Origin of the sequence: Thalassoglobus sp. JC818, assembly GCF_040717535.1 — a bacterium.
Lineage (GTDB): Bacteria > Planctomycetota > Planctomycetia > Planctomycetales > Planctomycetaceae > Thalassoglobus.
The window spans coordinates 256,339-280,914 of sequence record NZ_JBFEFI010000003.1; the positions used below are offsets into that span (position 1 = coordinate 256,339).

18 protein-coding genes and 1 tRNA gene are annotated in these 24,576 nt (G+C 52.9%); 13 read left to right on the forward strand and 6 right to left on the reverse strand.

Features of this window, described 5'->3' with window-relative positions; translation table 11 throughout:
* The first annotated feature begins 26 nt into the window (after positions 1–26).
* Positions 27–470 (forward strand): hypothetical protein, encoded by a 444-nt coding sequence (locus AB1L42_RS08910; protein WP_367053484.1) that lies wholly within the window; start codon positions 27–29, stop codon positions 468–470.
* A gap of 203 nt (positions 471–673) precedes the next feature.
* Here the strand turns inward: AB1L42_RS08910 and AB1L42_RS08915 are convergent.
* The 3 genes from AB1L42_RS08915 to purB all read right to left on the reverse strand — a co-directional run bounded on the left by AB1L42_RS08915 (position 674) and on the right by purB (position 3,929).
* Positions 674–747 (reverse strand) — tRNA-Met (locus AB1L42_RS08915).
* Between the two features lie 115 nt (positions 748–862).
* Positions 863–2,341, reverse strand: coding sequence for a DUF1570 domain-containing protein (locus tag AB1L42_RS08920; protein ID WP_367053486.1), 1,479 nt, complete (start codon positions 2,339–2,341; stop codon positions 863–865).
* A 154-nt stretch (positions 2,342–2,495) separates the two neighbouring features.
* Positions 2,496–3,929 (reverse strand): adenylosuccinate lyase, encoded by a 1,434-nt coding sequence (purB, locus tag AB1L42_RS08925; protein ID WP_367053488.1) that lies wholly within the window; start codon positions 3,927–3,929, stop codon positions 2,496–2,498.
* 320 nt (positions 3,930–4,249) lie between these two features.
* Here purB and AB1L42_RS08930 point away from each other — a divergent pair, with 320 nt between their 5' ends.
* Positions 4,250–5,587: a hypothetical protein gene (locus AB1L42_RS08930; protein WP_367053490.1), complete on the forward strand. Its 1,338-nt coding sequence runs from the start codon at positions 4,250–4,252 to the stop codon at positions 5,585–5,587.
* Positions 5,588–5,606: 19 nt separating this feature from the next.
* Here AB1L42_RS08930 and AB1L42_RS08935 read toward each other — a convergent pair whose 3' ends face one another.
* Complete coding sequence (locus AB1L42_RS08935; protein ID WP_367053492.1) at positions 5,607–6,317, reverse strand: DUF1080 domain-containing protein; 711 nt, start codon at positions 6,315–6,317, stop codon at positions 5,607–5,609.
* A gap of 266 nt (positions 6,318–6,583) precedes the next feature.
* Here AB1L42_RS08935 and ispH point away from each other — a divergent pair, with 266 nt between their 5' ends.
* Both ispH and uvrA read left to right on the forward strand, forming a co-directional pair.
* On the forward strand, positions 6,584–7,522 hold the full coding sequence (ispH, locus tag AB1L42_RS08940) for a 4-hydroxy-3-methylbut-2-enyl diphosphate reductase (protein WP_367053494.1): 939 nt from the start codon (positions 6,584–6,586) through the stop codon (positions 7,520–7,522).
* Positions 7,523–7,729: 207 nt separating this feature from the next.
* On the forward strand, positions 7,730–11,482 hold the full coding sequence (gene uvrA / locus AB1L42_RS08945) for an excinuclease ABC subunit UvrA (RefSeq protein WP_367053496.1): 3,753 nt from the start codon (positions 7,730–7,732) through the stop codon (positions 11,480–11,482).
* A gap of 37 nt (positions 11,483–11,519) precedes the next feature.
* Here uvrA and AB1L42_RS08950 read toward each other — a convergent pair whose 3' ends face one another.
* Both AB1L42_RS08950 and AB1L42_RS08955 read right to left on the reverse strand, forming a co-directional pair.
* A complete protein-coding gene (locus AB1L42_RS08950; protein ID WP_367053498.1) occupies positions 11,520–12,467 on the reverse strand; it encodes a ParB/RepB/Spo0J family partition protein in 948 nt (315 codons plus the stop codon).
* Positions 12,468–12,705: 238 nt separating this feature from the next.
* On the reverse strand, positions 12,706–14,439 hold the full coding sequence (locus AB1L42_RS08955; RefSeq protein WP_367053500.1) for a glycosyltransferase family 39 protein: 1,734 nt from the start codon (positions 14,437–14,439) through the stop codon (positions 12,706–12,708).
* 236 nt (positions 14,440–14,675) lie between these two features.
* Here AB1L42_RS08955 and AB1L42_RS08960 point away from each other — a divergent pair, with 236 nt between their 5' ends.
* The 9 genes from AB1L42_RS08960 to dxs all read left to right on the forward strand — a co-directional run bounded on the left by AB1L42_RS08960 (position 14,676) and on the right by dxs (position 24,568).
* The gene (locus tag AB1L42_RS08960) at positions 14,676–16,019 is read left to right on the forward strand and encodes a Trx7/PDZ domain-containing (seleno)protein (protein WP_367053502.1); all 1,344 of its coding nucleotides are present in this window, start codon (positions 14,676–14,678) and stop codon (positions 16,017–16,019) included.
* A 160-nt stretch (positions 16,020–16,179) separates the two neighbouring features.
* On the forward strand, positions 16,180–16,902 hold the full coding sequence (locus AB1L42_RS08965; RefSeq protein ID WP_367053504.1) for a DUF1080 domain-containing protein: 723 nt from the start codon (positions 16,180–16,182) through the stop codon (positions 16,900–16,902).
* Between the two features lie 58 nt (positions 16,903–16,960).
* Positions 16,961–17,617 carry an HAD family phosphatase gene (locus AB1L42_RS08970; protein ID WP_367053506.1) on the forward strand — a complete coding sequence of 219 codons (657 nt, stop codon included), beginning with the start codon at positions 16,961–16,963 and terminating at the stop codon, positions 17,615–17,617.
* A gap of 16 nt (positions 17,618–17,633) precedes the next feature.
* Positions 17,634–18,527 (forward strand): alpha/beta hydrolase, encoded by an 894-nt coding sequence (locus AB1L42_RS08975; protein WP_367053509.1) that lies wholly within the window; start codon positions 17,634–17,636, stop codon positions 18,525–18,527.
* 163 nt (positions 18,528–18,690) lie between these two features.
* Positions 18,691–19,275 carry a DNA-3-methyladenine glycosylase gene (locus AB1L42_RS08980; protein ID WP_367053511.1) on the forward strand — a complete coding sequence of 195 codons (585 nt, stop codon included), beginning with the start codon at positions 18,691–18,693 and terminating at the stop codon, positions 19,273–19,275.
* Positions 19,276–19,456: 181 nt separating this feature from the next.
* A complete protein-coding gene (locus AB1L42_RS08985) occupies positions 19,457–20,851 on the forward strand; it encodes a DUF1501 domain-containing protein (protein WP_367053513.1) in 1,395 nt (464 codons plus the stop codon).
* 172 nt (positions 20,852–21,023) lie between these two features.
* Positions 21,024–21,620, forward strand: a complete 597-nt coding sequence (locus tag AB1L42_RS08990) for a methyltransferase domain-containing protein (RefSeq protein WP_367053515.1) — start codon at positions 21,024–21,026, stop codon at positions 21,618–21,620.
* Positions 21,621–21,761: 141 nt separating this feature from the next.
* Complete coding sequence (locus tag AB1L42_RS08995) at positions 21,762–22,655, forward strand: polyprenyl synthetase family protein (protein WP_367053517.1); 894 nt, start codon at positions 21,762–21,764, stop codon at positions 22,653–22,655.
* Positions 22,655–24,568, forward strand: coding sequence for a 1-deoxy-D-xylulose-5-phosphate synthase (gene dxs, locus AB1L42_RS09000; protein ID WP_367053519.1), 1,914 nt, complete (start codon positions 22,655–22,657; stop codon positions 24,566–24,568). The genes AB1L42_RS08995 and dxs overlap by 1 nt, the downstream gene beginning before the upstream one ends.
* The last annotated feature ends 8 nt before the right edge of the window (positions 24,569–24,576 follow it).

The following is a 24,576-nucleotide window of genomic DNA, read 5'->3' on the forward strand; positions in this document are numbered from 1 at the left end:
GTTCTCCGGTCGCGATGAATACGACCATGTGGTTGGCGGGTCTTCAGACGCGAAGCACAGCTACGGTTGATCGCGGGCTGAAAGCTCTTGGGCAACAGTCACACTGGGCCTTGTTTGGTGGAGAACCTCAAGGCATGTGCCACCGGATTCGGAAGAGGATTTGGGACTGCGAGAGTCACAGCGTTTTGAGAGCCTGCTGTGACGGCGAACTCCGTCGGCAAGAATGGCGACAAGGTCGCGGAGGTTCTGGTGAGAAGATTGTTCCTGCATTAAGTTCCCGGTGCTCAGCGAGAGGTAAGATCGACGATGACCCAATGCCATCGCCTCTCTTATTACTTATGCAGAAAAAGTCTCCGTTGTCCGCTGTTCTCATCACCGGGCAGTCGGAGTATTTCGGAGGGGAATTCGAAAACCCGAATCATGCATGTCGAACCGAACGAGCTGATAACCCAAACGCTTTGTCTCTGTGAGTGAAGAGAGACTTTCGGTGCAAAAGAGGAGCCTTGAAACGAATCGTCGGTGACTGAGTTGTCTCTATTAATTCGGCAGAGACACTTTGAGGATACGCGGAGCAACGCAAACTGTTGCGGAGATTGGGGATCGAGTTGCGTGTCTCTGGTTGAGCGCAAAAGAAAACCCCACGGTCGCAAAACTTGCTACCTTGGGGCTTTAGTGGCGGGGGCCGGATTCGAACCGACGACCTCGAGGTTATGAGCCTCGCGAGCTACCGGGCTGCTCCACCCCGCGTCATGTGAGGAATACTATCGGTCGTTTTCAGAATGTCGACCCAGTTTTCCGTAGAAATTTGTGAAATCTTCTTGGAATTGGGGCGGCGGTGCTTTTTGGTCGGCGTGAATGAAAATCAGTCGCCTCCCAAACGTGGTCCGGGGAGTTGGCCGGACTCCCAGACTTGTGATTCACGGCTGTCAGCTGGAACGGATCGGATGAAGACCTGATAGGAACCGGGGGGAAGTTGGACGTTCGGTCGAAACAGCTTAGCTGCTCGTTGTCTCGGAAGCTGGATCGAGCGGCTGGGGGCGACGCTCGGGATCAGCCAGTCTGCGTATGTGCCGCCTGAGGTTTCCATCGTGACGTAGAACGTCATGGTTCTCAGTGGAGAAAGATTTTTGAGCGTTCCTGAAGCTTCGATAGCGGTTCCTGCGTTCGATGTGGCGACCGCTTGCATTTCGACCTGTCCGAGTGATTGAGTCCGGGTGCCGATTCCGTCCCGGCGAGGCTGTTCGAGTTTGATTTTTTGAACCTTGGCTGCCAGTTGGAGTGATTTGGGGAAGCTTTGCTGCAGTTCGTCGACTGAGACATGAAAGATCTCTTCAAACCGGCCGATTCGTTCGTCGGAATCCAACTCGCCAAGCGTCTTTCGCTGGCTCAGTTCTTCGACATAGTCTCGATACTCGTCTTCATGACGTGTCGCCAACATCCAGTGCATGCACCAGGCCATGGTGTAAGCTTCTCCGGCGAGAATGTCTGCTGTGAAGGCACCGTCGTCGCGAATCACCGATTCCCAGGAGACTTGGCCGGAGCGTGTCATCGCTTGCCGGGCATATCGACTGTTGACCTTTGAGGGAGAGATGTTGATGCGGTCCCCGTTGCCTTCAAAGCCGGTGGCGATCCCTTCATCGAACCACTTCGGAATGGGGGCGAGTCGTTGGAAAACTCGGTTGTACATTTGCAGGTGAATGGCTTCGTGCAGCGGAACTTCGAATGTGTCACAACTGCTCATTCGGACAGCGAGCCAGTTGGTGATGGGCGAATAGAATCCGAGAATGTTTTCTGCAGAGAGTCCTCGCCCGCCGGTCGCTTCTTCAGCGTAGGAGTTGAAGTCGTCATCGGATTCGAAAATCAGCAGCACCATCGGGAATTTTGGATCGTGAACCGAAATGCGTTTTGAGCGGGCGTAGCGGAGAAATGTTGCGTCGACACGTCTCATGAACGAACTGGCTTTGCGGAGGAAGCCGCTCGCCTGGGATTCTGATGAGCGTTCAATGGGCGAGCTGAGGATGAGAGCGACAACGAAATTCTTGTCGATATCTGTTCGAACGAGGTCGGTTCCGAAATGTTCCTGGAAGAGTTCGACCATTCCTTCCTCGTCGATTGGAGCAGGTGGGTCGGTTGGCTCTCGAGCGGTTACTGCTGCATTCGGGACAATTTGAATCTGTCCATCTCGTCGTTCGAACGCTTGAAATCCCAAGCCTTCGCCCGCGATTCTGGCTTCGATCGTGACTTCCTTCCCGTCCTCATCACGATAAGTGATCGTGTCTGAGAGAGCTGGGAATGTCATCACGACGATGAACAAGAAGGAGAGAGGGCTGGCTCGCAACATAGAATCGACTGTCTCTTCGTGAAGGATCGAATCGGTCGATTTTAATCTAATTCAAATAGCTTACGGAACTCAACCAGCGCAGGCCGATGAGCTGCAATTCGCGAACAGATTGCAGGCAGCCAGGTGGAAGAGACCGGAATTCAGAGTGCAGGTCTTAGACCTTAAGCTCTTCAGCTTGCTCTCCAAGATCGCTGGCGTATTTGCTTCTGATTGGTGTGATGATTTCGGAGATGAACTCGTCGACCTGTTCTGGGGCGCGCCCAATGTATCGACGAGCGTCGAGAGTTGCGGAAAGGTCGATGTTGGCGAACAGCTGGTCTTTTTCCAGTCGTGCGATCAAATCGTGTTCATTTCCGAACTCTTTGACTTGTCGATCAGATTCGACGCTGTGGATGCGAATTTGTTCGTGGAGTTCCTGACGGTCTCCGCCAGCTTTGACGCCTGCCATGAGAATTTCTTCAGTCGCCATGAACGGCAACACTTCGTTCAAGCGGCGAGCGATCACTTTCGGATAAACACGCAGTCCTTCTGCCACGTTCTGATAGAGGATCAGGACCGCATCGATTGCGAGAAATGCCTGCGGGAGCGAAAGTCTGCGGTTGGCACTGTCGTCGAGTGTTCGTTCCATCCATTGGACAGCTGCGGTTTGATCTCCATTCGCAGTCAGGCTGATGGCGAATCGCGACAGAGCGCAGATTCGTTCAGAACGCATCGGGTTGAATTTGTAAGCCATCGCGGACGAGCCGATTTGCTTGTCTTCTTTGGGCTCTTCGACTTCTTTCCAGCTTTGCAGCAATCTCAAGTCACTTCCGGCTTTATGAGCAGATTGTCCGATTCCTGAGAGTGAGGAGAGGACCTGGGCGTCGACTTTTCTAGAGTAAGTCTGACCGGTGACTGCGTAAGTCGACTGGAATCCCATTTTTTGTGAGACCAGTGCATCGAGCTGGCGGACCTTGGCGTGATCGCCGTTGAAAAGAGCCAGGAACGTCGCTTGTGTTCCGGTGGTGCCTTTCACTCCGCGAAACTTGAGAGTCTCAAGCCGATGTTCCACTTCTTCGAGGTCAAGAACGAGATCCTGACACCAGAGAGTGGCCCGTTTTCCAACCGTCGTTGGCTGTGCCGGTTGAAGATGTGTCAGGCCGAGACACGGCAGATCGCGGTACTCATTGCAGAACGTGGCCAGAGCATCGATGACTCGGACGAGCCGTTTGCGAATCAGCTCGAGGCTCGACCGAATCTGGATTAGTTCGGAATTGTCGGTCACAAAACACGACGTCGCTCCAAGATGCAGAATACCGCCGGCGGTCGGGCAGACGTCCTTGTAAGCGTGAACGTGAGCCATCACGTCGTGGCGAAATTGTTTTTCGTATCGCGCGGCAGCTTCGAAATCGATGTTGTCGACATGTTGCTTCAACTCAGCGAGTTGTGTGTCTGTGATTTCCAGACCGAGTTCCTGTTGGGCTTCGGCCAATGCAATCCACAGTTTTCGCCAGGTGCTGTGCTTTGTTTGCGCTGACCAGATTCCGCTCATCGCTGCGGAGGCGTAACGGGTGTTCAGTGGATTCTGGTAGAGTTCGTGCTGTGACATGCGCAATTCCTTCCCCGACGAGACAGTAAGTTCCCAGTCTGAAATTGGTTCTCTGACTTTCGGGATGGGGGCATCAAAGATGTTGTGAGTGATCCAGAATGCTCCCGATCACTGCGAAAAAGGTCAACCGACCGAGATTTGATTCCGCTGTAAATCTCTCATCTTGCGGTATTTTCCCGAATGACTTACGGTCTCAGACCGCTCGAAACCAAGACTGAGCGAGAATTTGCTCCGGCGACGTGCCGGAAATCTGTCTTGGTTGATCTTCGGATCACATAGATTACCCATTTTCACCCTCTCGTGGCAGCAAGGAGGCCGTCATGAGCACCCACCAGGCGACATTTCTTTCCGGTACGGTGTTCGGCATCGTGATTGGGTTCGTTCTCGGACACTTCACGCTTTGGAACGATCCGGGGCAACCTAAGCCCGCGATCAAGGTGCAAGAATCGCTTCCCCTGGGGATGTCGTACGATCTGGGGCCTCCTGCGGCCGGAGACCCGTACTACATGCTTGAGCCGCTTGAGAACGAAGAGCATTCGATCCCGCAGATTTCGACTCCGCCAGCTACAAGCGTTTTCGTATCTGAGTCGATCGGCGAACTTGAGGAACAATGTTCCCCGTTGGCCAATGCCATCGCGATGACGACTTCGGAAATGGACGTTGTTTCTGATCGGGATGCAACGATCGGTGTGCAGTTTCAGCCAGAAAGCTCTGCGCCTCAGCCGCTGGCGATTCCCGAAGCGACTCCTTTGGAATCGAATCCGCCCGATGCCGAAAAAGACACTCAGCTACGGAATATGATCAAGGAAGAATTGCCTGATCTGCCCGAGTCGCAACGAGAAATCTGGTTTGAATCGCTTCAGGAAATGTCCGTCGAAGATGCGACGGGCGTTCTGAGAATGTGGAAAATGGTCGGAACCCCGATTCCGGGTCTCGGGGGAGATGAGTTGGATGCGATGCTGCAAGCACCCGTTGTTGATGCTTCGGAGCCAGTTGCGAACCCCGCTTCTGAAACGGGCTCGCTCAACGATGTTTTGCAGGCGGCGATCGAGATTCATCGGCGGAATTGTCTTCTCTCGTCGACGTTTGGCTATTGCCGGGTGATGCCGAGATTTGTGGAAGTTTCAACCAATGGAATGGAAGACACGATTTCCCTCGTGGAGAGTTACGACTTCTCCCAAGGTTTGAGGAAATTGACCGGTAGCCGATTTGACGTTCGCATCAACGGCCCCGGTCTGTTCGTGCTGAAAGACTCCGACGACCAGATGTATCTGACACGTCGCGGACAATTCGGGCTCGATGAACATCGACGGTTGGTGATTCGCGACCCGGACAAGACTTATTTTCTTCATCCTGAGGTGATCCTTCCCGATGAGTCCTCAGACTTACAGATCGAAGAAAATGGGGCCATTTACATTGATGTCGACGGAGAACGCCAGGAGATTGGAGTCCTCGAAGTCGCAGAAATTCCCCCGGATGGATCGATTCGTCATTACCGTAATGGGATTTTTGCCGTCGGAGACGAGTCGGTGATTCGCCTGCCGGGGAAGACTGAGTCTGGCTTCATTCGACGAGAGCAGGGATCCCTGGAAGTTTCGAATGTCTACATCGACGATGAGATGAAGATGATCGACTGGTGCCGATCTCAAATGAAGTAGATCTCCACAGCGGGAAGAGTCACTCACCGATTGGTTCAGCTTCGTTTTCTGTCGAAGTGAGTTCTTTGACGCGGATGTTTCGAAATGCGACTTCGGACTTGTGTCCGAGCAGAGCAATTCGTCCGGAGTGTCGTTCGATGCCGGGGTGCTCACGGTCGTCGAGGGGGCCTGCGGCGTAGGCTTTCTTCACGTCTCCATCCACGACGATCATCCCGTTGGTGATGATGGTAACTCGCGAACCAACACACCGGATTTCCTGTTCGTTCCATTCTCCGACAGGTTTCAGGAATCCCTGTTTCGCGGGGATCAGCCCGTATACGGAACCGTGTGTCTGATAGGGTTTCAGCTTTTTAGCGAAGTCGTTGGAATCGTCGATGAGTTGTATTTCCATGCCTTGCGTCGCAGCGTGTTGACCGGGTGGAACTCGCAAGCCGATTCCATTGTTCGCACCGGATGTCAGGCGAAATTCGAAACGCAACACAAAGTCACTGTAGTCGTTAATGGTTTCGAGGTTTCCCGATTGGTCGGGAACGGAGTGAAGTAAGCCATCCTCCACGTAATAAACATTCTTCGCACCTTGCCATCCGTTTAGGCTTTCGCTGTCGAAAAGCGAGACGAATCCTTCTTCGGACTCTGTTGAAAAAGGCGTCGTGGTCTCAGTTTGTGCAAATGCATAGCTGTGACAGCAGAGGGCGCTTAAAAGGAATGCGATCAGTTTTGTTTGATGCATAGTTGCTCCGTTTTCTCAGTTGGCAGAGAAAAGTGCGTAAGAGTGTGAGTCGAGCGCTTGTGCTGTGGCGGGAGGTGATTGCAAGCTGGCGGGTTCCGTCTGGAAGAACTCTGTGGCAATAGTACTCTTCGGCGATTGCATTGTTCCTGCGAGACATTGAAAGCTTCGCACTGGATTCCATGTGATCTTCCAGAGTAAACTTCGGTTTTACACCGGGCTCAGTCAACAATAAGTCGAATTGAAATTACGTTTCGGAAAGCATCTCCATGAAGATCCTGCTGGCGAATCCCCGTGGCTTTTGTGCGGGTGTCAACATGGCAATCGAGTGCCTTGATGAATGCATCAAAGCTTTTGGTCCGGACATTTTCGTCTACCACGAGATTGTTCACAACCGATACGTCGTGGATCGTTTCACGCAGCAGGGCGTGACCTTTGTTGACGAAATCGAATCCGTCCCTGAGGGAGCCATTTTGCTTTACAGTGCGCACGGCGTTTCGCCGGAGATTCGCGACAAAGCCCGTCAACGCGATTTGCGGACGATCGATGCCACTTGTCCGCTCGTTACGAAGGTGCATCTGGAAGCAGTGAAATACGCCAAGGCACACTACAACATCATCTTGATCGGTCATGAAGGACATGACGAAGTGATCGGGACAATGGGAGAAGCTCCCGAGAGTATTACTCTCATCGAGACTCCTGAAGAAGTGCAGGAACTTCCTTTCAAAGATGAAGACAAGATCGTCTATCTGACTCAGACCACATTGAGTGTCGAAGAAGCTGGCGTCGTCATCAAAGCGCTCAAAGAGAAGTACCCGAGCATCGAGTCTCCACCCAAAGAAGACATCTGCTATGCGACAACGAATCGACAACATGCTGTGCGACAGCTTGTCGAGCAGGTCGATCTTGTCATCGTGCTGGGAAGTCAGAACAGCTCCAACAGCCGCCGATTGATGGAAATCGGGCTGGCCGAGGGAACGCCTTCTCATCTGATCGATGGAAAAGCCGAATTGCGAGCGGAATGGTTTGAAGGAGTCGAAAACGTGCTGATCACCGCCGGAGCGAGTGCTCCAGAGGTTGTGGTCCAGGATTGTTTGACCTATCTGGTCGACAACTACGGTGCGGAAGTCGAGGAAATTACGACTCGCGAAGAGAGCGTCACCTTCCAGCTTCCTAAAGAGCTTCGACGACTTCAGTCGATGATTTAGTGTCTCAATTTTCGAATTCGTTCGTTGTTGGCTCCTGTTGATCTATGAGAAGCTCTTGACTGTCGCTTGGGAGTTGTCTTGGAAGTGCTGATCTCGCTCGCAGCGAGCTTTGATCGATCACTTTCCTCGCCGGTGCGTCTGCCTATACTTTCCGGAACCGAACATTTTTTCGGTTTCAGGATCAATTCTTAAAGGACTGACAATCGCATGCCGGCGGCAGACATTGAAATTCGCGGGGCCCGTGAGCACAACCTGCGAGACGTTTCGCTGACACTTCCGCGAAATCAATTGATCTGCATGACGGGCGTGTCCGGTTCCGGAAAGAGTTCGCTCGCTTTTGACACGCTTTATGCAGAAGGTCAACGTCGGTATGTCGAGTCTCTCTCGACGTACGCGCGGCAGTTTCTGGGCCAAATGCCAAAACCGGACGTCGATACCATCAGCGGGCTGGCTCCGTCGATTTCGATTCAGCAGAAAGTGACTTCGCGGAATCCGCGAAGCACGGTCGGAACGATCACAGAGATCTATGATTATCTTCGCGTTCTGTTCGCCCGGGTCGGTCAGGGCGTCTGTACTCAGTGCGGCGAACCGATCAGTGCTCAAACGACCGACCAGATTCTCGAACGCATTCTCTTTCTTCCGGACGGCACTAAGTTTCTGATTCTCGCTCCCATCGTTCAGCAGCAGAAGGGAGAGTTCAAAGACCTGTTCGCTGACTTGCTGAAGCAGGGGTTTTTGCGAGCACGCGTCGATGGAGAAGTTGTCAATCTGTCTGACGATCTGAAGCTCAAGAAGAATTTCAAGCACACGATCGAGATCGTTGTCGATCGCCTCATCGCATCGAAAGTTCAGCGAACTCGACTTTCGGAAGCGATTGAATCGGCGATCAAGCTCAGCGATGGAATGTTGATCGTTGCACCTTCTGACTGCGACATTCCAGAGAAACTCTATTCCGCAAAGTATGCCTGTGCTGCGTGTGGGGTCAGCTACGAACCTCCTTCACCGCAGTTGTTCAGCTTTAACAGCCCGCTTGGAATGTGCCCTGACTGCACCGGCCTCGGGGTGCGGCATGATTTCGACTTGGACCTTTTGATCTCGCAGCCCGACAAGCCGATTCTTAGGGGCGCTCTAGATCTCATGAAGGGTTCGAAGAAAATTGGTCGATGGAAACGGCACATCTTTCAGGGGGTGGCTTCCGCTATTGAGGAAGACTGCGATCTCCCCAAAGGCTCCTTTCTGAAAACGAAATGGAGCGACGTTCCGGCTCAGGCTCAGCAGTTCTTTCTGCACGGAATGGGAGCCCGGCACATCACGTTCTCGTGGCGACATTCGGGCGGAACATGGAAGCATGGCGGGACCTGGAACGGATACATTCCTGAGCTGCTTGAGGAGTACCGCAAAGCCAAGAATCCGATGCGGCGACGACAACTCGAAAAGTACATGCAGGTCGTCAATTGCCGATCTTGCGAGGGGCAACGTCTCAACCCGCAAGCTAGAAACGTCCTTATTCGCTCAACCTCAGTTTCCAGTTCCGAGATCCCGGAGACCCAATCGCTTCCCGGAGTGTGTGCACTCCCAATCGATGACGCCTGCCAGTTCTTCACCGAGCTTGAACTTGACGCAACGGGAGCAATGATCGCCGAAGAGGCTTTGAAGGAGATTCGTGGTCGACTCGTCTTTCTTCAGAAGTGCGGCTTGGGATATCTGACACTCGATCGAACGGCCCCGACACTGTCAGGAGGAGAATCACAGCGCATCCGGCTGGCGGGCCAAATCGGATCAGGCTTGGTCGGAGTTCTCTACATCCTCGACGAGCCATCGATCGGGCTGCATCCCCGCGACAACGAAATGCTGCTCGGAAGTCTTCTCGATTTGCGTGATCAGGGGAATACAGTTGTTGTCGTCGAGCACGACGAAGAGACGATGATGGCGGCCGACCACATTGTTGACTTCGGTCCGGGACCGGGTGTGCGAGGCGGCGAGATCATCGTTACCGGCACGACCGATGAAGTGATGAGTCACGATGGGAGTCTGACTGGAGCGTACCTCTCCGGACGAAAGAAGATCGAGGTTCCGAAAGAACGCAGACCGCGAACCAAGAACTCACTCAAGATTAGCGGAGCACGCCAGAACAATCTCAAGAACGTTGATGTCGAAATTCCGTTGGGAATGTTCGTGTGCGTGACCGGTGTCAGTGGCTCAGGCAAGAGCTCGTTGTGCAATAACATCCTCTGGGAAGTTTTGAACTCTGAGCTGAATAAAGGCCTCGGTCAGCCCGGTGCTCACGATTCCATCAAAGGCCTTGAGCATCTCGACAAAGCGATTGATATCGATCAATCTCCGATCGGCCGGACTCCGCGATCGAACCCAGCGACATACGTCAAACTGCTTGATCAGATTCGCACGTTGTACGCGCAACTTCCGCAGTCGAAACTCCGAGGTTATCAGCCAGGGCGATTCAGCTTCAATGTGGCAGATGGCCGGTGCGAAGCTTGCGAAGGACATGGCGCAACAAAACTCGAAATGGACTTCCTCGCGGACATCTGGGTTCCGTGTACGGTGTGCGAAGGGCATCGATTCAATCACGAAACTCTCGAGGTTAAGTATCGAGACAAGTCGATTGCCGACGTGCTCGAGATGGATGTTCAAGAGGCCATCGAACACTTCAAAAACCATCCGAAGATCTTTCGGTTGCTGCAGACGCTTCACGATGTCGGACTCGATTACATGAAACTCGGGCAACCTTCGCCCACGCTGTCAGGTGGAGAAGCTCAGCGAATCAAACTCGCGCGAGAACTCGGAAAACGTTCTACCGGAAAAACGCTCTACCTCCTCGATGAACCGACGACCGGGCTCCACTTTGAAGATGTGAAACGGGTCCTGGAAGTGCTGCATGGATTCGTCGAACAGGGGAATTCGGTTCTCGTGATCGAGCACAATCTGGATGTGATCAAGACAGCGGACTGGATCATCGACCTCGGTCCTGAAGGGGGGCAAGGTGGAGGTGAAGTCATCGCTGTTGGCACTCCGGAAGAAGTCGCGAACTGTCGAAATTCGTTCACAGGTGCGGCACTCAAGCCGATTCTGAAACCGAAAAGAAAGTCCACGAAGTCAGCCCGCAAGAAGGCTTCGACGTCAGCTGCTCGCCGAGCGAACGGAAAGTCCATCGATCAAATCAGCATTCGTGGAGCAGCTCAACACAATCTGCAATCGGTCGACATCACCATCCCCCGCGATCAAATGAGCGTCTTCTGCGGGCCGAGCGGTTCGGGAAAAACGTCTCTCGCGATGGACACTCTGTATGCCGAAGGGCAGCGACGATACGTGGAATCGTTGTCGGCGTATGCCCGTCAGTTTCTCGGTCAGATGCCCAAACCGAAACTTGACAACATCTCCGGGCTCTCCCCGTCAATTGCCATCGAGCAGAAAACAGTCGGAGCGACTCCGCGTTCGACCGTCGGAACCGTCACGGAAATCTATGACTACCTGCGTGTTCTCTTCGCAAGACTTGGAGACATGTATTGTCCCGAGTGTGGTTCACCGGTGACTCGTCAGACGACCGATGAGATCGTCGAGAAGATTCTTTCCAATCCCGATGGGACAAGACTTTACCTCGCAGCACCGATGCAGGTTCCAGTCGGTCAGTCGTATTCGAAGCTGTGGGATCGACTTGGGACGCAGGGATATCTGCGGGTGCGGATCAACGGGACAACTTACGAAGTCGAGAATGTTCCGCAGATTGATCATCGACGGAATTACCTCGTCGAAGCCATTGTCGATCGCGTCAAAGTCGACCCGGAAGCGCGAGGCCGAATCGCCGACTCGATCGAGACAGCTCTCGATCTCGGTCGCGGAGTCATTCACGTGATTCACGTCGACCGAGATCATGCCGAAGAAGAGTGGCTGACCGAACGGCTCTCCCTGAACTACTCTTGCCCTAGTTGCGATGCAGGCAAGTGACCCGATCAACCGGAGTTGATCGGGGATCGGCGATAAGTCAGGCGGCGCTGCGTCTCATTGTTTTGAGGAGACGTTCGAACTCTTGTGTTGAAGAGAACGGAATCTGAATCGTTCCGGAGTCTTTACCCTTCAGCTTGATCGAAACTTTGACTCCCAGCAGATCGCGAAGCTGCGCTTCGAGGGAGTTCATGTGATTCGTGCGTTCTGCCTCGCCGTTCGAGATTGGAATCGTTGCCTGTTCGCCTTCGCTTGACTCAGCTTGAGCTTCTTCTGTCGCAGGCTTCTGTAGAGCTTCCTTAACCGCCGCTTCGGTGTTGCGGACGGAAAGTTTCTCAGACTGAATTCGTCCGCAGAGTTCGAGTTGTTGTGACTCTTCGAGCGACAGCAAGGCCCGTGCGTGACCGGCGGTGATTCGCTCTGAGTGCAGCGCGTTTTTCACCGGATCGGGAAGTTCGAGCAATCGCAGCATATTGCTGATCGCCGATCGACTCATGCTGAGTTGTTTGGCCAACTCTTCGATCGTGCACTCGAACTGATCGAGGTAGTCCCGGAATGCTTGAGCTTTTTCCAGATCGTTCAGATCTTTTCGCTTCAAGTTTTCTTCGAGAGCAAACTCGCATGCGGTTTTGTCGATCACGTCGAGCACACGACACGGAATTTGTGTCAGCCCGGCTCGTTTGGCGGCCTGCCAGCGTCGCTCACCGGCGATGAGTTGATACGAGCCTTCATACTCCCGGACGATCACCGGTTGAATGACACCGTGCTCTTTAATACTCGAAGCCAGTTCGCCCAGCGATTCCTGGTCGAATTGCTTTCTGGGCTGGAAGGGGTTTCGGACGACTTTGTCGATTGAAACCTGTGTCAGTTCACCGGCAAGCTGTTCTCCCTCAGCCTGCTCGACGCCTGATGGAGCATTGTTTCCGAGGAGGGCACTGAGTCCACGACCAAGTCGGCGATTTCCTTGTGGTTGTTGATGCTCTGACATTGCCAGTCTGACTCCCTACAGACGAGTAGTTCTCGGCCGCACTCTCAGAATTGGTGCTGACCAGTCCGATCATCGGACCTGTTTCGAAAGTTCCGATATTAATGATTCGGACAATGAGCGACGATTCCTGAACTCTCCGGGGACGAGTTCGGAAAGTCTTTCTGAATCTTCAGCGGATGAGAATCTGGTCAGTCTAGTGTGATTGCAGATCCTGCATGTTCTGGCTCAGGTGAAACGATTATGGGCCGACGATTTTCCACAACTCGACCAGCTCCTCAGGATTTCCTTCAAGTTCTTGATCGGACCAGTTGTCGAATTTGACCAAGCGACTCGGTTGGTACGTAAACTGTTTGATCAACTTTGTTTGATGAGAACGGCTCGGGAGTTCTCGCTGTTCTGATTCTGCATGAGGCCCAGCGACGAGGTAGGTGGCAACCTCCGGATTCGGCTGCGCTGTTTGGAGCATTCCCAGTCCCTGAGCAGGCTGCGCGATGACTTCCAATCCCGGTGTGATCTGACTTGCCAGATGAAAATAGAGACCAGGCTCACCCAGCACATAGATGACATTCACTTTGGGCGGAATTTCGTCATTGGCTGCTTCGCTCTGAATGACTGCAGCAATCTCTTGAGCCAGTTTACGAAAGCCTGTGCGATCATCGTCTGATTGTCCTCGGATCACTCCAGCAACGCAGAGTGCGATGCATCCACCAATCAGTATTCGTTTGTTCCAAGGCTGCTCTAATAATTCAGTATCTGAAGCCTTGCCGAGAAGTCTTCCCTTCAGAATCTGATTGATACCGATGGCGCATGCGATGATCATCGCCAGATGCCACGGCATCATTAGTCTCGGATAAGGCTGATAGAATGGGATCGAGACAGTCATCCCAATCGCCCAGGCGAGTAACATCCACCAGCCCAGAATTGTCGGATGTTGCAGATCTTTGGGTACGCTTCGATGTTCTTCTCTACCCAGGCTGATTAACCCGAAGACGGCCAGGCAAATCAAAGTCGCCAAACCCCAATTCATGATCAGCGCGATGCCGAGACCTCCGAGGATGGTTCCCAATCCCAGCTTGGATAGCTTCGGATTGTCTTTCGAATTCACCATCGTGAATACGATTCCGAGAGCGATTCCCGGAATGATTATCCTCGACAGTTCTGAGTGGATTTCCATTTGTCGAAGTGCGGATTCGATCCACCCCGAGAAACCAACGAGGTAGCCCTTGTGATTCGCTGCGACGGCAGAGTAACCGCCGTATTGTTCGAGCGTGCTGAGATAGGGACACCACAACAGAAACGCTCCGACGCAGATGAGAATGCAAAGCAGAACTCGGGACGCCCAATATTTCCAGGCCGGTCGATCGAACACAATCCAGCCAGCCAGCCCGGCTCCTGTAATCGCGAGAGGAAGCCAGCCGTTGTACTTGGTCCACCACGCACCAGCAGTGAGTACAGAAGCTGCGACCAGCGCCAGGCGACTACGATCGCGAATCGCAATCAATCCAGAACCGACAGCCAAAACTATCAGCAAAGAAACCGGAGTCTCAGTTAAAGCGGCTCGGCTGAAGTCAATCAGAAATCCGCTGAGAGAGGCAATCGCTGCCGCAATTAAGGCAGCACTGTCTCCAGCCATCAATCGTGTACACCACCAGATCGCCAAGACCAGAAGTGTGCCGAGGACGACGTTGACCCACATGATTGCATCGGGGTGTCCGCCGGTGAAAACCAAGACCCAGTCAAAGAGAGCTGGAAGAAGAGGCGGCGCATAGAGGTGCTGATCTGGATATCGAAATCCTAAATGCTCAGAGAAGTAATTGGAGGCATAGACCCCTTCATCGAAATGTTCGATGGTGATCAGCGATGGCTGCCAGGCACGGACAACGAATGACAAGAGGAGCAGCGCCCCGAGTGTCCATCGGGAACGACGACTCTCAGCAAGTGCATCCTCGTTCAGCTCTTTCTCGTCACTCACGCTGAGACCTTCACTGTGATCAGCTTCTGAAAATGGGTCGTGAATTGATTGCATTCAGATTGTAGAGGGCAATCAGCAGTTCTGAAGTTCCCAGACCAGTCACTCAACAGATTGACTCGGAAAAGCGATCCGAATAGTGACTTCCTCGACACGGAGCGGAACTCATTTAAACTCAGTGATGCATCAGATTGCTGGTGCGATCATCGATTGTTGTGAATCAAGAAGAGGGAATTGCCGTGACAGGTCGTTCGATAGTGTTCCGAATCGGAATGGTGCTTGCTTTGGGGGCGAGTTTCCAATCAATGGTCTCCGCTCAATCAAGGGAAGAAAAAGTTCGCGATGATCGAGCCAGAGTCGAGAAAGAAGGATTCTGGATTTACAACAATCTTCCAAAAGCCTTCGAGGAAGCCAAAGAGACCGGCAAGCCGATCATCGTTGTCTTGCGATGCATTCCCTGTGAAGAGTGCGTCAAGCTTGACGATGAACTGGTCGACACTGATCCGGTGATTCGCCCGCTCCTTGAGCAGTTCGTTTGTGCTCGTCAGGTTTCCACAAATGGTCTCGATTTGAATCTCTTCCAGTTCGATACCGATCAATCGTTTGCGGTCTTCTTCCTGAATGCCGATGGAACGATTTACGGTCGATTCGGAACACGATCCCATCGTACGGAATGGCGTTCAGACGTCTCGTTGAAAGGTCTCGCGGCGGCACTGCAAGGCGCGCTGGAGCTTCATGCAGATTATCCCAACAACAAGGAGATCCTCGCAGGGAAAAGTGGAACACCGCTCGAGGTCAGTTCCCCCGAAGAATTTCCGACCCTGAAAGATCGTTATACCGATCGACTCAGTAACGATTCCAACATTGTGAAGAGTTGTATCCATTGCCATCAGATTGGCGATGCTCGAAGAGATTTTTATCGCAACAGCGGAGAAGCCATTCCGCCGCGTTTGCTCGATCCGTTTCCACATCCCAAAGTCATTGGACTGATCCTCGATCCGCATACCCCAGCTACGGTTGAGACCGTTGCAGACGAGTCACCAGCGAGCGAAGCGAGAATTCAGGTTGGCGACCGTATTGTGACAATGAATCGGCAGCCGATTCTGTCGATGGCCGACGTCCAATGGGTGTTGGATCAAACAGCTCCAGAAGGAGGTACTGTTGCGCTGGAGGTTGATCGCGATGGAGCGAAGGTCCCTACGGAATTGAAGCTCGATTCCGGATGGCGTCAAAAAGGAGATCTGACCTGGCGTGTCAGTTCTTGGGGACTCAGAAGAATGGTCACCGGCGGAATGCTGTTGAAACCCGCGAGCGAGGAAGAACGAGCGAGCTTGAAAGTCGAAGACGGGAAGATGGCACTGAAGGTCGATCACGTCGGTCAGTATGGCGACCACGCGACCGCGAAGAAGGCTGGTTTTCTGAAAGGTGATTTCGTTGTGTCGATTGATGGTCGCGACGATCTCATGACGGAGAACGATCTGTTTCGCTATGGGGTGACGGAGAAACGTGCTGGGGATCGGGTGAAAATGAAAATTGTTCGGGGAGATCAAACAAAGACAATGACTCTTCCCATGCAGAAATAAGTCTGCTGTTCCTCCAGTAGCCGTGTGTGATCAGAAGTTCACATAAAACTGCAAATTCGACAATGAATTTCACGTTGTCAGCCCCTATCCTTGGAGAGCCGATTCGGTATGACCGGATCGGCTCATGCTTTCACGTGCATTTCCTCATGGAGATTCAGATATGTTTCAACACCGTTTTTCCGCTTCGTTTCTCACAGTTGCTTTGAGCGCAGCGTGGATGTGTCTGGCGTTCGCGCCCACTGTCAACGGTGAAGAAGCTGCTGAGATCGCTCCGGCTACCGGTCGAGAGATCATACTCTTCGATGGAAAGACTTTGAAAAACTGGGAAGAAACAGATTTCGGCGGACAGGGAGAAGCCCATGTTGAAGAGGGCATTCTGCTGATCGACCAAGGTGAACCACTCAGTGGAATTAACTGGTCGGGTGAGAAGCTTCCGAATGTGAATTACGAAATCACTCTTGAAGCGAAGAGAGTCGATGGGAATGATTTCTTCTGTGCGATCACGTTTCCCGTCGTGGAAAATCCCTGTACGTTGGTTCTCGGCGGTTGGGGAGGAAGCTTGATCGGCCTGTCGAACGTGAATGATTTCGATGCTTCGGAGAACGACACCACGGACTACTACTCATTTGAGAACGGGAAGTGGTACAAAATTCGACTGCGTGTTGATGACGAAATGATCCGAGCGTGGATTGATGGCGAACAGGTTGTGAAGCTGAACCACAAAGAGAATCGGATCTCTGTCCGTATCGAAATGGAACTCAGCAAGCCGCTGGGACTCGCAACGTTTCAAACAACCGGAGCGATCCGAAATTTCACAATGCGTGAGTTGCAGCCGAAAGCTGCCGGTGCAAAAGCGTCTCCAGAAACAAAGAGCGAAAACTGATCGCACAATTCTCGAAGCATCTGAACAACGAAATTGAACTGTCGGAAAACTGAAGACCGTGAGCAAACCTGAAATTCGCGCCGTCGCGTTCGACCTTGATGGCTTAATGTTTAATACCGAGGAAGTCTTCAATCGAACCGGGACGGAAGTGCTTCGAAGGCGAGGCAAAGTTCCGCATCCTGAATTGTTCATGTCGATGATGGGGCGGCGAGCCGACGAAGCTTTTCAGGTGATGATCGACATGATGGAACTCACCGATTCCATTCCGGAGCTGAAGTCAGAGTCGGAAGAAGTCTTCGGAGTATTCCTCGACGAAATGGTCGCTCCGATGCCGGGATTGCTTGATCTCCTGGACCGCATCGAGCAACGCAATCTTCCGAAAGCAGTTGCGACATCGTCACACCGCGCGTTCCTCGAGAACTTGTTGACTCGCTTCGAATTGATGGACCGGTTCCATCACACGCTGACTGCGGAGGATGTCACGCTCGGCAAACCTCATCCTGAGATTTACCTGACAGCTGCCGAGCGGTTGAATGTTCGTCCTGAACAGATGCTTGTTCTCGAAGACAGCGAAAATGGAACACGAGCCGCGGCTGCTGCTGGAGCGCATGTGATTTCAGTTCCGCACGAGATCAGCCGTCATCACGACTTCAGTAAATCGAAAGGCATTGCGACGAGTCTGGCCGATCCGTTGATCCACGACCTGTTGAATTGACGTCAGGACGCCACTCATGGGAACACGCTCGACAAGCTGGAAGAAACGAGGATGGCGTTGGGTTGTGTTTGCAGGGAGTGTTTTTCTGGGAATGCTACTCATGCTCGCTCTGCTTCAGCGGAAACTGATTTATGTTCCCGATTCTCGTCCGGTTGAGCTGTCAGACGCACTCAGCGTTTGTGAGTTAACTGAAGATGTCAAACTCGATGTCGCACCAGGTGTTCAACTTTGTGGCTGGCACAGTCGATGTTCTCCGCAAGAGCGAGCTTCAAAGCGGCTGGTCATCCTCTTTCCAGGAAACGCTGGCAACCGACTGAAGCGAGTCTCATTGCTGGAGCAGTATCATCAGCTCAACTGCGACACATTAATTTTCGACTACCGAGGTTATGGAGGAAGTGCGGGGTCGCCTGCTGAGTCAGATATTTCGGATGACTCACTCAAGGTTTGGGACTTCGCCATTGAGAAGCTTGGCTATCAACCTTCGCAGATCATTTGCAGTGGACAATCTTTGGGAGGAGGAGTCGCTACTCGGCTCGCCTGGGAATTGTCCCAACGCAAGACTCCTCCCGCCGGGCTTATTCTAACGGCCACGTTTTCTTCACTCGCGGACGCAGCGAGTGTTCATTATCCGTGGTTACCGGTGAAAGCTTTGCTGGTCGAAAAATATCCTTCGGCCGAGCGGATCCGGAATGTCGACTGCCCACTGCTCGTGATTCATGGAAAACAGGACCGGATCGTCCCGTTCGAACTGGGGCAGAGATTGTTCGAAGCTGCTCCCGATCAGGTGCAGGGGATTCCGAAAACATTCGTCGAGCTTCCGCAGGCTGGTCACAATGACATTCTTCATGTCGCTGCCGAGGACGTTCTTCATGCGAAACGAGCTTTCTTTCAGCAACTCGGTGATGACTAGAGTATTTTCTGATTTTGTGTGCACGACCTCGCACGAGCAAGCACAGCCTTTTAACTTGTGAAGCGGTGCAAGCGAGTGCATAGGAAAGAGCAACTTGCTCTAAAACTTCACGTCGATTCAATTCGCTAACGTTATGAAACCGCTCGATCGTGATAGTCTGGAGATGGCGAGACTCCACTTGATAGAAGCTGACCCCGTCCTCGCGGAGTTGATCGATCGTGTCGGGCCTTGCACGCTGAAGCGGCAGACGAATCGGTATCGAACGCTTCTACGTGCCATCGTCGGTCAACAAATCTCTGCCGCAGCTGCCAAATCTGTTTTTCGTCGACTCGAAGCAGCGGTTCATACGTCGACCTTACAGCCTGAGTCTGTTGCCGAGTTGACTGATGAGGAATTACGGAGCGTCGGGTTGTCGTCACAAAAGAGTAGATACATCCGCGATCTCACCGAGCACGTTCTCGATGGACGGCTCAAGCTGCGCGCTTTGCATCACCGGTCGGATGAAGAAGTCATCGAGTTGCTGACAGACGTGAAGGGAATCGGTCACTGGACTGCGCAGATGTTTTTGATGTTTTCTCTCGGGCGACCTGATGTCCTTCCGTGGGGAGATCTCGGAATTCAGACTGCGATGAAGAGGCTCTATCAACTCGACGAACTTCCCGATCGTGTTCACTGTCACGCTCTCGCGGAACCTTGGCGACCTTACTCAACCGTGGCCTGTTTATATCTCTGGAGAACGATCGACTGACGTCAGCATTGGTTCTAAGAGATCAATGCTGAAGCAATTGATCACGCGCAGTTGCCGATAGATACGGCACTCTCGGCGTTTAATCCAAATCAATTGGTGATCAGGTTTGGTTTCAGTCGTCGACTGATGGTATGCTCGTAGTCCGTGCACGCCTTCTGTTACTTCTGAGGGGTCCGATTCAGTGCTCAGTTTTGTAGACAGCAGCAATCGAGGAAGTCGTCGAGAATTCCTCCGCATCGGAAGTTTAGCGCTCGGAGGATTAGGGCTTCCCGGACTTTGGCGAAACGCGATCGGAGCAGATCACGCTCCCGGACTGCTGACGGATCGCTCAGTCGTGTTTGTATTCATGCACGGTGGGCCGAGTCAGATCGAGACGTTCGATCCGAAAATGGATGCTCCGGTGGAAATCGCCAGTGTCACCGGCGAAATCTCGACGAAGCTGCCCGGCGTGACCTTCGGAAGCAGCTTTCCTGAGTTGGCCTCTCTTGCCGATCAATTCTGTGTTGTTCGTTCGTTTCAGACCGGCAACGGAATTCACGATGTGAAACCGGTCGTCAGTTCGGCGACGTCAAATATCAATCTCGGCTCGCTGTACTCCCGCATCGCTGGCCAAAATCGTCCTGATACCGGGATGCCGACGAATGTCTGCCTCTTCCCGCGATCAGTGGATGATTCAACGATGCCCGCTTTCAAAGAGCTGGGCGATCTCGAATCGACGGGAACACTCGGAACCGGTTATCGCCCCTTCAGTCCCAGCGGAGGAGGGGACCTGCAACAGGACATGCAGCTGCATCTCTCGCTTGATCGATTAAACGACCGTCGCAAGTTGCTTCAGAATCTGGATCGAATCCAAACGGGAGTTGATAGCAATCCGGAATGGGACAGCCTCAATAAATTGACTCATCAAGCCTTCAGTACAGTTCTGGGCGGCATTGCGGACGCGTTTGACCTTTCACGTGAAGATCCGAAAACCGTCGCCATGTACGATACGGCGCCGCTTGTTCGACCGGATGCGATCGATAAGAAATGGAACAACCACAAGCGATATGCTGATAACGGGAAAAGTTTCGGCAAGCTGATGCTTCTCGCACGACGACTCTGTGAACGCGGGTGTGGATTCGTCACCGTGACAACCAATTTTGTATGGGACATGCACGCCGATCAGAACAACGCCGGCATGGCGGAAGGCATGAAGTATCTCGGTGGTCCGTTTGATCGCGGGATATCAGCATTCTTGAAAGACCTTCGGCAGCGGGGGCTTTCAGACAAAATCCTGCTCGTCTGCTGCGGGGAAATGGGGCGTACTCCGAGAATCAATGCTGGTGGCGGACGAGATCATTGGGGCCGACTCGCTCCGCTGATGTTGTCTGGACCGGGGATTCCACGAGGTGCTGTCTTCGGCGAATCGACGCGCGATGCGTCCGAGCCGTTGTCGACTCCTGTCGGAATTCCGCATCTTGTGTCGACAGTCTTGAATTCTCTCATCGATGGAGGCACGCTTCGCCTGGACACAGCTACGCCGCGAGAAGTCACCAACGCGGTCTTCGCTCCTCCCATTCCCTTTGCGAATGCTTAATCCATTTTCAAAGTTTCTATTCCCTCGTCTCGCCTGATTGAAATAATTGACCGACCCGCGAGTCCTTGATCATTCGCGGTGTGTGTTGAGCATTTTCATTCTCTTCTTTCAGACGTATCCGGCGAACCTCACGGTCAGACTCTGTTTGACCTGACAACTGGCTTGATGACTTATGGCGAAAACCGATAGAGACTGGGACCAGAAGTACCGAACAAACGAGACTCCCTGGGATTCTGGAATTCCCTCTCTGGAGCTGCGACGTGTTCTTGAATCAGCGACCCTGCCGCCAACGACTGCGCTGGAGTTAGGCTGCGGAACCGGGACGAACGCGATCTATCTCGCTGAGAGCGGATGGCAAGTTGCTGCTGTCGATTGCTCGGCTCCTGCACTCGAATTGGCTCGTCGAAAGTCTGAGAAAGCAGAAGTGGAAGTCGAGTGGATTCTTGACGATGTCGTTCGCTTCGGAGCAGATCGAGAACCAGTCGATTTCGTCTTCGATCGAGGTTGTTACCACTGCTGTCGACGAGTCGATCTGGAAGGCTATCTGGAGACGCTTGAAGCAGTCACTAAAACCGGTAGCAAAATGCTTGTTTTGTGCGGCAACACGAATTCAACCGAAGCGGGCGGTCCGCCGCGCGTCTCGAAATCCGAGATCGAAGCTGAGTTTTCTCCGCTGTTTGAATTCCATCACATTCGTGAGTTCCACTTTGAGGATGCAGGGAACGTGCAAGGCCCTCTGGGGTGGTCGGTGTTGATGTCGAGAAGGTGAGCAAACTGAGCAATTGATTGGGAGTTCAGCTTGGAAAATCACGCTGTCTTGGCAAAACTTGCACTCCGTTGATTGACGCAACCGTTCTCCTTACGGTTCAATGCGGTATTCATCCATTCTTCACTCAATTCTCAGTGTCAAATGCAGCAAGTCTCCGACCTTTCCAGGTACCTTGACCAACTCAGGGTTCAGATCGAAGAGTCGCTGATCTCTGCCACGACATTTTCTGATCAATGTCCGCCGCAACTTTTGGAAGCGGTGCGATACAGCTTGCTGGCCCCGGGGAAAAGAGTCCGCCCGTGCCTGGCACTCATGGCTTGCGATGCTTGCGGAGAACCTGCCGAGAAAGCGATTCCCGCTGCCATCTCACTGGAAATGATCCATTGTTATTCGTTGATTCATGACGATCTCCCCGCGATGGACGACGATGATCTCCGTCGCGGACGGCCGACGAATCACATCAAATTTGGTGAAGCAACAGCGATTCTCGCAGGCGATGCCCTGCTGACGCGTGCGTTTGAAGTTCTCGCGCTCGGAATCGAAGAGGCTGACATCGCGGTCGCCTGCATTTCTGAACTTGCTTCCGCTGCGGGGGCAGAGGGAATGGTCGGCGGGCAACAGGCGGACCTTGAAGCAGAAACGCGAACAATCACTGATCCCAAGGAGCTTCAGGGGATTCACCGTCGTAAAACCGGGCGTCTTTTGGCTGCGTCCCTTCTGATGGGCGGACGCATTGCCCGAGCCGACGACGAAACACTCGAATGCCTGAAGATTTATGGCGAATCGGTTGGATTAGCGTTTCAAATTGCGGATGATCTCTTGGATGTGGTCGGGGATTCCGCGAAAATGGGGAAACACGTCCAGAAGGATGCCGATCACGGAAAATCGACTTACCCCGGACTTCTGGGAATTGAAACAAGCCGATCGAAAGCTTCGCAGCTGATCGATCAGGCTTGCGATGCTGTCTCATGTTTTGGAGAACAGGGACAGCACTTAATTGATTTAGCGAAATATCTCATCGAGCGAGACCATTGATGGAATACGAATTGCTCCCCATGATCAGTTCCCCTGAGGAGCTGAAAACCCTGTCCAATCAGCAGCTCGAACAGCTTGCCGAAGAGATTCGCGAAGCATTGTGTGAGATTGTTTCCGATCGTCCTGCGCACTTTGCGAGTAACTTGGGAGTAGTCGAACTCGCGATTGCGCTGCATCTGGTTTTCGACTTCTCGAAGGATCGCCTGATCTGGGATACCGGGCATCAGATCTATCCTCACAAATTGCTGACTGGCCGATTTCCAGAATTCCAAACCATTCGTCGCAAAGGTGGGTTGATGGGGTATCCCAACCCATCTGAAAGCGACTACGACCTGTTCATGACTGGTCACGCCGGAGCGAGCGTCTCGACTTCACTCGGACTGAAAGCTGGTGACGACCTTGTCTATCCGGGCGAGAATCGAAAGTCCGTGGCGGTCCTCGGAGATGGTGCGCTGCCGTCGGGTGTCGTTTTCGAAGCATTCAACAACGCTGCGGGACTCAACAAAGACCTGCTTGTCATTCTCAACGACAACAAGATGGGAATCTGCCCGCGCGTCGGTGGTCTGGCCAAGTACCTCGATAAAGCTCGGGCTGCTCCATTCTATAACGGGTTGAAGCGAGACGTGTCATGGTTGCTTAACAAGGTCCCGATGATTGGGGAATCTGCAGCAGACACACTAGGAAACTTCAAAGACGCAGTGAAGAGCTTCCTGCATGGCGGGATGCTGTTTGAAGAACTCGGGTTTCGATACGTTGGTCCCGTTGATGGCCACGATCTTTCATCGCTGCAAGATGCGTTGAAGATGGTTAAAGAAATCAAGGGGCCTGTACTGCTTCACGTCTTCACTGAGAAGGGACACGGCTTCGAGCCAGCCTCTCAGAATCCTGTGAAGTTCCACACGCCTGCTCCGTTCTGTCGTGACGAAGATGTGGGAGTTGTCTACGCCCCCAAAGCTTCCAGCCCGGCTTATACAGATGTCGTGAGCGATTCGATTCACTCGGCGATGTCTGAGAATGAGAAAGTTTGTGTTCTGACTGCAGCGATGTGTCAGGGGAATAAACTGGATCAGATTCGCGCCGACTTCCCCGATCGCTTTTTCGATACCGGAATTTGTGAAGGACACGCTGTGGCGTTTGCCGGAGGAATGGCGAAGTCTGGAATGCGTCCGGTTGTTGACATTTACAGCACATTCCTGCAGAGAAGCTTCGACCACATTTTCCAGGAAGTTGCACTGCAAAATCTACCGGTCACTTTCTGTCTCGATCGAGCCGGTTTGTGCGGTCCAGATGGTCCGACGCACCACGGCTTGTTCGACGTCTCGTACATGCGTGTCTTCCCGAACATCACGATCATGGCTCCCGGCGACACACTCGACGTCGCCCCAATGCTCAACTTCTGTTTGACGCATGACGGTCCTGCGTCCATTCGATATCCCAAGACCAAAGCAGAGACGATCGAACGCGATTTCGCCGAAATCGAATACGGAAAATCGGAAGTCATCCGCTGGGGTGAAGATGGAATGTTCGTTGCGTTCGGTGCGCAGCTGCCCACATGTGTTGCTGCCGCTGAGCGATTGGCTAAGGACGGAGTTGATGTTGGTGTCATCAACGCACGTTTCCTAAGACCTCTCGATACCGAAACGATCTTCCGAGCGATTCAGGATACAGGATTTGTCATCACTGTCGAAGAAAACACTCTGTGCGGTGGATTCGGGAGTGCCGTCCTGGAAGCAGCCAATGATGCTGGAATTCGAACAGACAACATTCGTCGTCTCGGAATTCCGGATCATTTCATCGAACATGGTGAACGCAGCGAGTTACTGGCAGACCTTGGCCTCGACGTTGCCGGGTTGATGAAAGCCGCTCATGAGATGTCGCAAAAACATCTCTCCAGCGATTCAGCAGTTGCTTGATCGATTGA

What these genes read in the sequence shown, in the direction of transcription:
- AB1L42_RS08910 (WP_367053484.1), top strand. Translation starts at nt 27, where the DNA reads ATGTGGTTGGCGGGTCTTCAGACGCGAAGCACAGCTACGGTTGATCGC.
- AB1L42_RS08920 (WP_367053486.1), bottom strand. Translation starts at nt 2,341, where the DNA reads ATGTTGCGAGCCAGCCCTCTCTCCTTCTTGTTCATCGTCGTGATGACA.
- purB (WP_367053488.1), bottom strand. Translation starts at nt 3,929, where the DNA reads ATGTCACAGCACGAACTCTACCAGAATCCACTGAACACCCGTTACGCC.
- AB1L42_RS08930 (WP_367053490.1), top strand. Translation starts at nt 4,250, where the DNA reads ATGAGCACCCACCAGGCGACATTTCTTTCCGGTACGGTGTTCGGCATC.
- AB1L42_RS08935 (WP_367053492.1), bottom strand. Translation starts at nt 6,317, where the DNA reads ATGCATCAAACAAAACTGATCGCATTCCTTTTAAGCGCCCTCTGCTGT.
- ispH (WP_367053494.1), top strand. Translation starts at nt 6,584, where the DNA reads ATGAAGATCCTGCTGGCGAATCCCCGTGGCTTTTGTGCGGGTGTCAAC.
- uvrA (WP_367053496.1), top strand. Translation starts at nt 7,730, where the DNA reads ATGCCGGCGGCAGACATTGAAATTCGCGGGGCCCGTGAGCACAACCTG.
- AB1L42_RS08950 (WP_367053498.1), bottom strand. Translation starts at nt 12,467, where the DNA reads ATGTCAGAGCATCAACAACCACAAGGAAATCGCCGACTTGGTCGTGGA.
- AB1L42_RS08965 (WP_367053504.1), top strand. Translation starts at nt 16,180, where the DNA reads ATGTTTCAACACCGTTTTTCCGCTTCGTTTCTCACAGTTGCTTTGAGC.
- AB1L42_RS08975 (WP_367053509.1), top strand. Translation starts at nt 17,634, where the DNA reads ATGGGAACACGCTCGACAAGCTGGAAGAAACGAGGATGGCGTTGGGTT.
- AB1L42_RS08980 (WP_367053511.1), top strand. Translation starts at nt 18,691, where the DNA reads ATGGCGAGACTCCACTTGATAGAAGCTGACCCCGTCCTCGCGGAGTTG.
- AB1L42_RS08990 (WP_367053515.1), top strand. Translation starts at nt 21,024, where the DNA reads ATGGCGAAAACCGATAGAGACTGGGACCAGAAGTACCGAACAAACGAG.
- AB1L42_RS08995 (WP_367053517.1), top strand. Translation starts at nt 21,762, where the DNA reads ATGCAGCAAGTCTCCGACCTTTCCAGGTACCTTGACCAACTCAGGGTT.
- dxs (WP_367053519.1), top strand. Translation starts at nt 22,655, where the DNA reads ATGGAATACGAATTGCTCCCCATGATCAGTTCCCCTGAGGAGCTGAAA.